Annotated in this window: 9 protein-coding genes and 1 tRNA gene; 5 read left to right on the forward strand and 5 right to left on the reverse strand. The window is 60.0% G+C overall.

Features of this window, described 5'->3' with window-relative positions; all coding sequences use genetic code 11:
* Nucleotides 1–19: 19 nt before the first annotated feature.
* Together HHL09_RS03110 and HHL09_RS03115 are read left to right on the forward strand one after the other, a co-directional pair.
* Nucleotides 20–94 (forward strand) — tRNA-Val (locus tag HHL09_RS03110).
* A 13-nt stretch (nt 95–107) separates the two neighbouring features.
* The gene (locus HHL09_RS03115) at nt 108–971 is read left to right on the forward strand and encodes a transglutaminase family protein (RefSeq protein WP_169453029.1); all 864 of its coding nucleotides are present in this window, start codon (nt 108–110) and stop codon (nt 969–971) included.
* Nucleotides 972–1,041: 70 nt separating this feature from the next.
* Here the strand turns inward: HHL09_RS03115 and HHL09_RS03120 are convergent, their stop codons facing one another.
* On the reverse strand, nt 1,042–3,759 hold the full coding sequence (locus HHL09_RS03120) for a DUF6600 domain-containing protein (RefSeq protein WP_169453030.1): 2,718 nt from the start codon (nt 3,757–3,759) through the stop codon (nt 1,042–1,044).
* A 102-nt stretch (nt 3,760–3,861) separates the two neighbouring features.
* Entirely contained in the window at nt 3,862–4,533 is a 672-nt protein-coding gene (locus HHL09_RS03125) for a helix-turn-helix transcriptional regulator (RefSeq protein ID WP_169453031.1), read from the reverse strand.
* Nucleotides 4,534–4,718: 185 nt separating this feature from the next.
* Between HHL09_RS03125 and HHL09_RS03130 the strand changes: the two genes are divergently transcribed.
* Nucleotides 4,719–5,843 carry a phosphotransferase enzyme family protein gene (locus tag HHL09_RS03130; protein ID WP_169453032.1) on the forward strand — a complete coding sequence of 375 codons (1,125 nt, stop codon included), beginning with the start codon at nt 4,719–4,721 and terminating at the stop codon, nt 5,841–5,843.
* A gap of 24 nt (nt 5,844–5,867) precedes the next feature.
* Nucleotides 5,868–6,782: an NAD-dependent epimerase/dehydratase family protein gene (locus HHL09_RS03135; protein ID WP_169453033.1), complete on the forward strand. Its 915-nt coding sequence runs from the start codon at nt 5,868–5,870 to the stop codon at nt 6,780–6,782.
* A 10-nt stretch (nt 6,783–6,792) separates the two neighbouring features.
* Here HHL09_RS03135 and HHL09_RS03140 read toward each other — a convergent pair whose 3' ends face one another.
* The 3 genes from HHL09_RS03140 to HHL09_RS03150 form a co-directional block, all read right to left on the reverse strand.
* Nucleotides 6,793–8,283 carry a sulfatase family protein gene (locus HHL09_RS03140; protein WP_205760969.1) on the reverse strand — a complete coding sequence of 497 codons (1,491 nt, stop codon included), beginning with the start codon at nt 8,281–8,283 and terminating at the stop codon, nt 6,793–6,795.
* 108 nt (nt 8,284–8,391) lie between these two features.
* On the reverse strand, nt 8,392–9,663 hold the full coding sequence (locus tag HHL09_RS03145; RefSeq protein ID WP_169453034.1) for a DUF3472 domain-containing protein: 1,272 nt from the start codon (nt 9,661–9,663) through the stop codon (nt 8,392–8,394).
* Nucleotides 9,664–9,740: 77 nt separating this feature from the next.
* On the reverse strand, nt 9,741–11,621 hold the full coding sequence (locus HHL09_RS03150; protein WP_169453035.1) for an ABC transporter ATP-binding protein: 1,881 nt from the start codon (nt 11,619–11,621) through the stop codon (nt 9,741–9,743).
* An 83-nt stretch (nt 11,622–11,704) separates the two neighbouring features.
* Between HHL09_RS03150 and HHL09_RS03155 the strand changes: the two genes are divergently transcribed.
* Nucleotides 11,705–12,142, forward strand: coding sequence for a DUF2721 domain-containing protein (locus HHL09_RS03155; protein WP_205760970.1), 438 nt, complete (start codon nt 11,705–11,707; stop codon nt 12,140–12,142).
* Nucleotides 12,143–12,204 lie beyond the last annotated feature (62 nt).

A 12,204-nucleotide genomic window follows, 5' to 3' on the forward strand; every position in this document is an offset into this window, starting at 1 on the left:
CCGTCCGGGGGCACACAACGCGCGGTTAGCTCAGTGGTAGAGCACCACCTTGACACGGTGGGGGTCACTGGTTCGAACCCAGTATCGCGCACCACCCCTTTTTCCCCGTGACCACTCGGATCGACACTTCACCAGAGCGCCTCGCCGTTCTTCTGAGGCTGCTCGACGACGATTCCCCTCCGGTTCGCACATCCGTTGAAGCCGCTCTTTCCGAATTCGGCGGTGACGTGAGCGAATTGCTCAGCGAAATGGACGTCACGCTGTCCGAAGCGGACCTCGAATTACTTTCGCTCCTCCTTCTCCCCTCCCGCCGCGAACGCCTGCGCCGCGAATGGATCGTGCCTGCCGGCGGTGCCGCAGCCGTCCATGACGATTGGGAACAGTTTGAAGCGCTGCTCCGCTCTCTCTCGGATTATTTGCACGATGGCGTGACCATGCGCCAACCCTTGGGCGATGCCTTGGATCTCCTGACCGAAGAACTCCAGTTGGTCGCCGACGAGGAAGGCCCGGCAGGAATTAACCGTGCTCTTTTTGAAAGCGGTCGCTTCGAGGCTAATATCCAGGAAGAGGATGATCCGGATAACTATGATCTGGCCCATGTCTTGGCGGGAAATCCCTCGAATGCCGTCGGGCTGGGATTGATTTTTCTCCTTATCGCCCGCCGCATGGATATCGATGTCGACGGGCTGCTTTTGCCGCAGTCACTCCTGTGCCGCTACCACGAAGAAGGCCACGTCGTTTTGTCCGAGCCTCTCGTGAAAGGACGTCGTGTACTGGTGGAGGACCTCGCACACCGGATGCGCCGTTATCCGCGCGATGTCCGCGCGATCGCGGCACGCCCCGCCACTCCCGGTGAATTGTTGGTAAGAGTGGTGGAAGAACTCGCGACCGCGTGGTCGGTGCGGGGCGAGGTGGAAGACGCGGAGCTCATGGAGGAGCTTCTGGCAACACTCGTGAAAGCCCCGTTCTGAGAAAAGGAAACGGGGTGAAGTAAACTTCACCCCGTGGATACCGCTCAGCTTGGGCAACTGTATTTGTCTCTTATCTGCCACGGCGCTGACGTTCGTCGTCTTGCTGCCGGGAGCGTTCTTGCTCCTGCCTTGAACGCTCCTGCTGTTGGCGGGCATTCTCTTCCTGCTGCTGACGACGGGCTTCCTCTTGCTGGCGCCGGGACTCTTCCTGCTGGCGAGCACGTTCTTCAGCTTGGCGCCGGGCCTCCTCTTGCTGACGTGCGCGTTCCTCCTGCTGCTGGCGCCGCTCTTCCTCTTGCTGACGTGCGCGTTCTTCCTGCTGTTGGCGACGCGCCTCCTCTTGCTGACGGCGGGATTCTTCCTGTTGCTGGCGCATCTGCTCTTGCTGACGGGCGCGCTCCTCTTGTTGCTGGCGTTCCCGTTCCTGGGCTTGGCGACGTGCCTCTTCCTGCTGCCGCGCGCGCTCCGCTTGCTCAAGGGCGCGTTCTTCCTGCTGCTGGCGCATGCGTTCCTGTTGCTGGGCACGCTCCTCCTGCTGCTGGCGGCGATTGTTCTCCTCGTTCTGTTGCCGCGCTTGCTCCTGGCGCTCGCGCATCTCTTGCTGACGTTGGTTCTGTTCAGTGCGCTCCCGTGCTGTTTCCTGCTGCTGCCTGCGGGCTTCTTCCATGCGCTGGCGACGGTTGTTTTCCTCCGCCTGCTGCCCTGCTTGTTCCTCCTGCTGTTGGCGAGCGCGCTCTTGTTGTTGCTGGCGGGCCTGCTCCATGCGCTGGCGACGGTTCTCTTCCAGCCCTTCCCTCGCCTGCTGTTGTTGTTCTCGCTCGGCCGCTTGCTCGACCTGTTGGCGACGCGCTTCTTCCATTCGTTCGCGCCGACTGATCTCTTGCTCCTGGACCTGCGCCTGCTGCTGTCCGGCTTGCTCTTGCTGTTGTTGCCGTTCGTTTCGCGCTTCCTGCTGGCGTTCGCGACGGTTGATGCGGGGGCCCTCTCCGTTTTGTTCCGGCTGCGGCGCTACCGGATTGTTGTTCCCCGGCGGCTGTGGAGTGGCGGCTTCGTTGTTGTTGGGTTGTGGCTCGCGCCCCGGCTGACGGCGTTCGCGCAAACGATCCGCGGCACCACCACGCGGCAGATCCTCCTTGGCCGGCGGCTCCGCGGCTGGCCTTTGCGGTTCCTCATCTTCACGCGCCGTGATCTTCGGCGAAGGATCCACACCACCATTGCGCTGAGCGCGCTGCTCCCGCAGACGCTGGGCATTCTGGCGCTGGCGCTCCGCGAGCGATAGCCGTCCACCTTCCTTCGGAGCATCTCCAGCTTGTGGAGTCCCTGCGGGATTCGCCGGTGCGTCGGGGCGTTGGCTCTCGCGCTCTTGCTCACGAATCTTCGCGAACTTCTCGCGGCGATTCTCAACAATCTTCTGCTGCTTCACTTCGAGCTTCTCCTGCGCTACGGAAACCTTCTGGCGATTCGCCTTAAGCTGCTTCTGCCGGTCTCCACCATCGCGCACCCAAACAGCGGCCTGCTCCTGCTGCTTCTGGCGGGCATCGCGAAAACGCTCGCGCCACTCCGGCTTGATGCCAGCTTCTGCCCGCTCGACCTTCACGTTATCCCACTTCCCTTGGAGCCGTGGTGGTTTCAGGTTCGCATTCCACTTCGTATTGAAATTCGGCGCGAAGACCGCGAGTTGCTTGCCACGAAAGACCGCATTGCGTTCCTGCGCCTTTTGGTTGAAGGCCTTCAAGCGATCGATCTGCAGTTGATACACCGGCCACGGCTTACCCACGAACCTCTGGAGCTTTTCCCAACGCGGACCACCGGAGACGATCTGGTTTCTGTGATATTGGATGTTGGTGACGTTGGTCGTCTTCGGAACATAGATCCTGTTGTCCGCAACCGGCAGGCAGTGCTTCCACAGAGGGTCTGCCATATGCCGGCAATGCACGAAGGTGAACATCGACCAACTGATGCCAAAATCCGCCTCGACCGATTTGTTCCAGCCGCGGTTGCGGTAGCACAAGGTTTCGGGCGGCAGTGGCGCCCATCCGACGTGGTCTCCGCCCTCGCGCCAGCACACCCACGATGGAGCCCATTCATCACCCGGCACCCAGGCCCAGCCACGACCTTCGATCAGACACCAACGGCCATAGTGGAAACAGGCCCAGCCAAAGGGTTCGTCCGAGCACCAGTTCCATCCCAAGTTCGTGCATGCCCAGCGGCCGCGGGTATAGGGACGCCATGAAGCATCCTGCGCGACCACCGTGGGCTGGTAGACGTAGCCATACTCGGGTGTCTCATACCAGGATCCGTAGGGCTGGAGGTCTTCATAAAAAGTCTCGTAATCCGCCACCGGCTCTTGGGTTTCCTCGATGGGCTCCGGCTCCCAATCGTCCAAAGGCTCGTAGCCCGCGGAGACATACTCCTGTTGATCCAGATCGGACTCACGCGCGGCAAGGTCCCCTTCCCGGTCTGCCAAATTGGCTTCGCGCCGGTCGATCTCGCGCTGTCGATCTTCCAAGGAGGCATTGAAATCGTCCGCATCCTGCTCACGTGCGGCGAGGCGGGACTCCCGTTCGGCACGCAGCGCTTCCTTCTCTTCCTCCAGGGCAGCGCGTTCTTCTTCCAATCGCTCTCGTTCCAGCGTCGCCCGCTCGTCTTCGAGGGCAGCTCGTTCGGCGGAGAGATCGCCTGCCGGGCCCTCGCCGCCGGTGGCGGCCTTGGTGCTCTTCTGTTTTTCGCAGGCCGCGAGCATCATGCAGAGGGCGGAGGAAGTCCAAAGGAGACGATGCGCTTTCATCGGTGAATTGGGATTACGGTGCTTTGACCGAAGGTGGTCGCACACTATTCAAACGGCTTGAAAAGAAATCAACGCCGCCCGGACACGGCATGCGCCGCTTCCTCAGGTCGGCTCCCGCACCCCCAAGGTTGCGACCTCGTAGTCGATGCGGGCAGGCCCCCCGCGTCCGCCGGGGATCTCGCGGCGGATTACCCGCGTGGCAAGTAGCTCCTCCATCATGCGCAACTCAAGATTGATCGCATTAGGATAAGCCGCGAACACCGCTTGCAGGGGATGGTGATATTCCTCGATCCGGAAGCCCTTGGCCGGATCGTATTTGCAGCGACCGAAGCACCCTTCCTTCTCCCGCAGGGCGGAAAGCAAGGTCGCGCGCTCCACCAGCGACTTCGCCTTGTTCAACTTCGGCCGCCATTGCTCGCGAAGCTGGCTGAAATACTGGAGCAGCAAGCGCTCCGGTGCCGTGTCGCCGAACAAGGCACGAGCCGCTTCAAGCAACTCGATTGAAAGCGAGACTCCCGCTTGAGGGAAAATCGCCTCGGCTTTCGGGGCCAGACGGTACATGATTTCCGGTCGACCCACCTCTTGCCGTGGCAGCCGCCAACGCTCCAGATAGCCCATTTTTACCAGCCGATCACACTGGTCCTTCATGCCCATGTAGCTCGTGCCGAGGCGGCGGCTCAGCTCGCTGACAGGCAGCCCGCCGGAGATCTTGAGCTCTTCGATCACCTTCACCCATCCCTCTTTCACCAACTCGCGGAAGCCCGGCAGGAACATTCCCCAAGTTCCGCGCGACCGTGCCTCCCGATCAACCGAAAATCCCTGAAACCCCTGCACATCTTGGATTCCGGCCTGTCGCGAATGCCAATTTTGTCCATGTAAATGTCTCTGAAACCCACGTTCAAATCCAGTTCCGTCATTTTTTTCTGGAATTGAGGAGCTTAAATGCCTATTCATTAAACATGCACGACGTCCGGCACGTTTCCGCCCTCTTTGACATGAGGGCAGACTTCGTAGACGCCCAGCCCTATGGCTCCGGGCACATTAACGACACCTATTGCGCGTGGTATGACCAAGCCGGGCTGCGGATCCGCTACATCCACCAGCGGATCAATCATAACATCTTCAAGAATCCCGTCGCGCTGATGGAGAACATCGAGCGCGTGACCAGCCACTCGCTGTCCCGCCTGATGGATGTCAACCATCCGGAAGCTCGCCGCCGCACCTTGACCGTGGTCCCTGCGGTGGATGGAAAGCCTTACGCGATGGACCGCGATGGCAACTACTGGCGGACCTATCCCTTCATCGAGCGCGCGCGCGGCTACGACGAGATCCGTAGTAACCTGCAGGCGGAGCAAGCAGCGAAGGCTTTCGGAGAATTCCAAAAACTCGCCGCCGACCTCGGAGGAGCTCGTCTTCATGAGACGATCCCGAATTTTCATCACACTCCGAAGCGTCTCGAGGCGCTGGAGCAAGCGATTGAGGCCGACATCGCAGGACGGGCGCGGAGCTGCAAGGCTGAGATCGAATTCGCCCTCGCCCGTGCCAACGATTGCAGGCGCGTGACCGACCTCATCACCGCAGGCGTGATTCCGGAACGCGTGACCCACAACGACACGAAGCTCAACAACGTCCTGCTGGATGACGTGACCTCCGAGGGAGTCTGTGTGATCGACCTCGATACGACGATGCCCGGCTCCGTGCTCTACGATTTCGGCGATATGGTGCGCACCGCCACGCCCACCACGCGCGAGGATGAGGTGGACCTGGCGCTGGTAGGTATCCGGCTCGATCGCTTCGACGCGTTGGTTCGCGGCTATCTCGACAGCGCCTCTTCTTTCCTGAACCGCGCGGAGATCGATCACCTCGCCTTCTCCGGAAAGCTGTTGACCTTGGAATGCGGCATCCGCTTCCTCACCGACTACCTGCAGGGGGATGTTTATTTCAAGACGAAGCGCCCCGGCCACAACATGGACCGCTGCCGCTCGCAGTTCGCGATGGTGAAGGCCATCGAGGAAAACCTCGATCAAATGGAAGAAATGGTGCAAGCCACCGCTGGCAGCACGAAGATCGTGGTAGCAGCCTGATTCCCTTCCCTCCTTCTTGATCGCGTGAAAATCCTCGTAACCGGAGGCTCCGGCTTCATCGGCTCCCATATCGTCGAGCACTATCAGGACAAGGCGGAGGAAATCCGCGTGCTGGACAACCTCCGCACCGGCTATCGCAAGAACCTCGATGGACTGAGGCACACCTTCATCGCGGGCTCGATCACCGACCGCGAAGTGGTGGCGAAAGCAGTGGAAGGCGTGGACTACATCTTCCACATGGCCGCACTGGTGAGCGTGCCGGAGTCGATGTCGAAGCCAGCGGAGTGCGTGGACATCAATGTCCATGGTCTGCTGAACGTGCTGGAAGCTGCGGCAGCCGCAGGAGTCAAGAAGCTCGTCTTTGCTTCTTCTGCTGCGATCTACGGTGACAACCCGACCGTGCCGAAACTGGAGACGATGCTGCCCGAGCCGAAGAGTCCCTATGCGGTGACAAAGCTCGATGGCGAATTCTACCTGGATCTTTTCAATCGCGAGCGCGGCCTGGAAACAGCGGCAATCCGATTCTTCAACGTCTTTGGTCCCCGCCAGGATCCGAAGGGTGCCTATGCCGCGGCGGTGCCGATCTTCATCGAAAAAGCACTGAAGGGGGAGGACATCACCGTGTATGGCGATGGCGGGCAGACGCGCGATTTCATCTACGTGAAGGACATTGTCGGCGCGCTCTCCTTCGCAGTAGAAACACCAGGAGTGACCGGAGTTTTCAACGCCGGCTATGGCGGCCAGATGACGATCAACGATCTGGCGGGCAAGATCATCGCCTCTGCGGGATCGGGATCCAAGGTGCTCCACGGACCGGAACGTCCGGGAGACGTGAAACACTCGCGCTCCAGCGCTGCGAAGCTACAGGGTGCCGGTTGGCAGCCGAAGTATTCGCTCGAAGAAGCCTTGGCGACGACGCTGGAGTTTTTCCGCAAATAAGGCGCCCGCCTTACTCATACTGCCACTTTAGCACCCAAGGGTCGGAGGTCTCCTCCTGCGCTGCCTTGAGCCGCTTCTTCATGGCATCGATCTGAATGCGGAAGTTCGGATCGTCCACAAGGTTCCTGGACTCGGCGGGATCCGCCTTTAGATCGAACAGCTCGAAGGCCGGACGCTGGATGTATGATCCGACCGTACGTTTTCCGTAGGGCGCATCCAAGCCCTTCCTGTATTGCGCCTGCCAAGTCGATGCCGCCCAGAGATCGGATGCGAAGGGATAGGGGAGCGGTGCGGCAATGTTCCAGATCAGCTTGAACTGCCGGTCTCTGAGCGCCCGCATAGGGTAGTACATCTGGATCTCATGAAAGGTGTGCGACGCCATGACCGAATCCCAACCCGCTCCGTGCTCCTTCCCGAGCACATCCAGCCATGACCTGCCATGGTAACGCTGGAACTTCGGGCCAGGATTCTCACCCCTTCCCAGCTTCGTCACTGGCAGAAGAGTCATCGGAGCCTGCTTTCCAGCCTCATATCCCCCAGCCGCATCGAGAAGTGTGGGAGTGATGTCCGAATGCGAGATCATCGCATCGTTGACCACTCCTCCTGTCACACCCGGCATCTTGACGACGAAAGGCACCCTAAGTCCCGCTTCATACACGGTCGTCTTTGCTCCGGGGAAAGCCATGCCGTGATCCGCCGTGAAGACGATCATCGTATTCTCATACTGCCCCGCCTTCTTCAGCGCCGCAACCAAGGCCCCAAGCGCCTTGTCCGTGCGCGTGACGCTCTGATAGTACTGCGCCAGCTCGCGACGGCACTCCGGTGTATCCGGCAAAAAATCGGGAACAGGCAGGACCGCCGGATCGTAAGCCACCTCTTCGATTCCCTTGTAGGATTCGTTAGTGGCAGGGTTACCAAAGCGGTTCGGCTTCAACTCTTCCGGTGCGTTCAGATCGTCCTCAGCACCACGATGGGGATCGTTGGTCCAGAAGCAGAGGAAGAAGGGTTGCTCCGTCTTTTCGTTGAAAAGAGGTTCACAGGCTTCCACCCAGTCCGGAGTTTGATGTGCGCCTTTCGAGGCTAGCCAGCGTTCGAAGCCGTAGACCGATTCGGGAGCCACGTGCAGCTTCCCGATGTGCGCGGTGCGGTAGCCCAGCGACTTCAACTGCAGCGGCAAACTCAAGGACGAACAGCTCTGGAAAGTCTCAAACTTGTGGTAGTCATGCACGTGGCCGTACTGGCCGTTTGCATGGTTGTGAAGGCCGGTCAGGATAACCGAGCGGCTCGCCGAACAGGAAGCAGTCGTCGCGAAGGCTTCGGTGAACCGCGTGCCCTCCCCCGCGAGTTGATCGAGATACGGCGTCCGGATCACCGGTGACCCGTAGCAGCCCGCGATCGGACTCTGGTCGTCCGTCACGAAGAGCACGATGTTCGGCCTGGCGGCATGGACGCCCCCCATGGACACCAGCAACAGGGCAAACCACAATGCGTGAAAAGGCATGGCTATCCTACGCCCGGAACCGCGAAATCTGCCATCCGACGAACGATCTGCATATTTTGGATCGCAGCTTATCATTCACCCGTTCGAAAGCGTCTATCGACTGCAAATTTACTTGGCCAAGGCATCCAACTCGGCATCCGCGGGGTGTTTGCCTTCGGGACTGGAGATCTTGAGCTTGTCGTAAGCCGTGGTCACCGCGCTCTTGTGGGCGTCTTCGACGAAGCCCCCGTTCGCGAGATAGAAGCGCTTTCCCTCCACACCGGCGCTGCGATCCAAGCGCTCGCTCTTGCCATGACCGTCGTGGGTGAAGCTGGCTTCGGTAAGCGGAAGCCACTTGCCGGATTTCGTCTTGATCCAGCCATTGCCGAATTCACAGACGCGGCGTTGATCGCCATTCTGGCCGCCAAAGTTCTCGTTGAAGGAATAGAGGCCGTGCAGGTACTTCCCGTCGTTCGGTGCACGGAAGGACGAGACGAGTTGCCAGTCCTTCTTCTTCGAATCCCGGAACCAGCCGGTGTAGATGGTGTTCGTTCCTTCCACCTCCGCACGCATCAGGAAGTGCACCGTATCGCCGAGCTTCCACGGATAGACCAAGTGGCTGTGCCCGCCGGTGCCTTCATTGCCGAAGTCACCTGCATTCACGCCCGGGCCCTTGCCGAGGAGCTTCACCCGATGGTCGTCGTGAACCTTGTCGCGATCCACCGCTTCATTGCCGGAATCCCAGACCGAAAAAATGATCCGCCGCTCAGTGGGGCTGTTCACCTGCATGCCGAAATAGCCGCGATGCCAACCGGTGGCCATGTAGTAGGACCACAGCGGCTCGGTCTTCGGGGTAACTTCGAGGTAGAACCACTCGACCTCTTCCTTCGCCTCGTCCGGCACCGGATACCCGAGGTGGATGGATGCGCTGTTCTTGCGCTCGACCTTCGAGAAGTGTGCCTCCTCGGAAGCGGCGCCATCGAGATTGAGCGATCTCAAATCGGGGAGCTTCGTCCCCTTCCCTTCCAAGGTGAACCTGTAATAACCGGGCTTGGAAATCTCGGCCTTGCCAAAGGAAATGGTATCACCCTCGGCTTTACCGCTGAGCTTGGTGGTCTCCTTCGGATTCTCCTGCGAGCTCACGGTCAGCTGAAGCTTCGCTTGCTTCGAAATCTCTCCAATGGCCTTCAGGGAAAGCTCAAGATCTCCCTTCTTCTTCACGAGCCCGTACCAGGAAAGCGTGGTCTTCGCCTCCCAGCCGGTGATCTCACCATCCTTGCCCCGGCTCGCACCACCATTCGGATCCGGAGACTGGTAGGCAGTGAAAGCAGGAACCTCCACGGCTGCGTGGAGGTGGCCAAGAAGGAGGAACGGAATGATACCTAAAAGCCGGTTTTTCATGCCGTAGATTTGCTTTCATGCCATCCTAGTCAATCCCAAAGGAAAGTAGCCTCACGGGCGAGTCACCGGAGTCGCGATCAATGACGCTGCATTTCCAGCAGGCTGCGGAACATGTCGTGCTTCGCTTCCAACTCTTGGAAAGTGCCATCGCCCACGATGCGCCCTTGTTCGAAAACAAGAATGCGGTCCGCGATGCGGATCGTGCTGAAGCGGTGGGCGATGATGAAGGTGGTGCGTCCCTTGGTAAGGCTGGAGAGCTCTTCCTGGATACGGGCCTCTGCACCGGCATCCAGCGCGGAGGTCGCCTCGTCGAGGATAAGCACCGGGGCATTCTTGAGGAAGGCACGCGCGATCGAGATCCGCTGCTTCTGGCCACCCGAGAGTTGGGCACCGCGTTCCCCTACTTGGGTTTCGTAGCCCTGCGGAAGGTTCACGATGAACTCATGCGCGTGAGCTTGCCGGGCAGCTTCCATCACCTCCTCCTTGCTCGCGTCCATGCGCCCGAGGCGGATATTCTCAAACACCGTTCCCGCGAAGAGCACCGCTTCCTGCGGCACGATGGTGATGAAGTCTCGCAGTTCCTTCAGGCGCAGCTCGCGGATATCGGTACCGTCCAATTGGATCGAGCCCGATGTCGGATCGTAGAAGCGCGGGACAAGGCTCGCGAAGGTCGTCTTGCCAGCGCCCGAGGGACCGACAAGCGCCACCACCTGGCCCGCAGGAACATCGAGGACGATGTTGTGAAGGGCCGGATTGTCACCGTAGGAGAACTCGACGTTCTGGAAGGAGACCCGGCCCTTTACCGTGCCGAGATGCACCGGATTCGGCGGATCGGTCACGCCTTCCTCTGCCTTCAGGATCACCTCGAGACGGTCCAGCGAGGCTTCGCCCTGCTTCATGCGGTTGTGAATTTCCCCGAGCTTCTTCATCGGGTCGTAGCACATGTAGAGCGCCGTCACCACGCCCATGAAACGTTCCAGCGTCAGGCCCTTCGTGGCTCCGTAACCGAGCGCAAATGCAACCACGCCGGCAGCAACCATTTCGATGAAAGGCGGCGTGAGGTAGCGGTATTTGATCACCTTCAGGTGAAACTTCGTCCAGCGACCGATGCCATCCAGGAAGCGCTGGCCCATCATTTCCTCCAGATTGAAGGCGCGGATCTCACGGGTCGCACCGAGCGTCTCGGCTAGAATCCCCGAATTGTCTCCGGACTCACGCTGCATGTGCGCGGCCTTTCTCATCAGGCGCTTGCCGAGGAAGCGGATGGGAACCACCACCAGGGGGATACTCAGCAAGCAGATGATCAGGAAGAAGGACTCCTTGTTTTCCCAGCTGTCTTTCACGAGGAAAGCCAGTGCCGCGATCAAGGTGAAGGGCTGTTTGATCAGATCGTTGGAGATCGTGGTGACCACGCCTTGCAGCATGTTGGAATCCGAAATCACCCGGCTGATCAGGTCACCCGTCTTGCGCCCGCTGAAGAACCCCAGCGGCAGGCGCTGGAGTTTCACGAAGACGGACTGCTGGATCTCACGTAGCACGTGAAGCCCCGCAGCGGTAATCCAATAGACATTGAAAAACCCGGCAATGCCACGGATCAAGGCCGCCAGGGGAATAATCGCACAGGCCGCGATCAGGATCGCCCGCGGGGCATTTTCCTCCCCTACCTGTTTTGCCACGTATTCGCGGAACTTGGAGGTCTCCTCCAATTGCTTCATCTCGGATTCGAAGGCCTTCTCGAGAAGCTCCTTCGACCTTTCCGGCCCCACCGACTTTTCCAGCTCGGCCTGGACTTCCGTGATCGGGTTTACCTTTCCAAAGATCAACGGGAACACCGTCTTCACCATCAGGGGCAAGCCGAAGCCGCTGGCTACCGCAAACAAAATCCCGGCACCGACACCTGCGAGGAAGGTGCCTCTCACACCCGCGAGGTATCTAAAGTAAGGGTAGAATTTCTTCATCCGTGGGGGCGGAGGTTCCCCCTACCCGGCCCCGGGAGCAAGCCCGGAACTCTCTGCCCCGCGAGCAAAAAAGCTTGCAAGTCATGCGGTTGCTTGTCCGGCAGCGGGCGATTATGGTCCGCCGCGTGACGCTCGAAGTCTCCACACCTGCACTGCTCTTCCCTGCGATCAGCCTGCTTTTCCTCTCCTTCACCAATCGCTTCCTCCACCTCGCCGCCCTGATCCGCCAGCTCCACAAGGATTGGCTGGAAAAGGGAGACGACCTCCTGCGCAGCCAGATCGACAACCTCCGGCGCCGTCTGACCCTGATCCGGGCGATGCAGCTGTTCGGCGCTTTCAGCCTTTTCCTCTGCGTGGCCTCGATGGTCTCAGTGATCGCAGGACTACAGGTGATCGCGGTGCCCTCCTTCACGGTGGCACTGCTGCTGATGGGCTGCTCGCTGGCTTGCCTGTGCTACGAGGTCTGGATCTCGGGTGGCGCACTGCGCATCCTGCTGAAGGCGATGGAGGAGCGGAGGTAGCCTGCCGCCTGCTCCGTGAAGGCGGGGACCACCTTTCCGCTTTCCGTTTCCTCCCCCATCTT

Origin of the sequence: Luteolibacter luteus (assembly GCF_012913485.1) — a bacterium.
Taxonomy (GTDB): Bacteria; Verrucomicrobiota; Verrucomicrobiia; order Verrucomicrobiales; family Akkermansiaceae; genus Haloferula; species Haloferula lutea.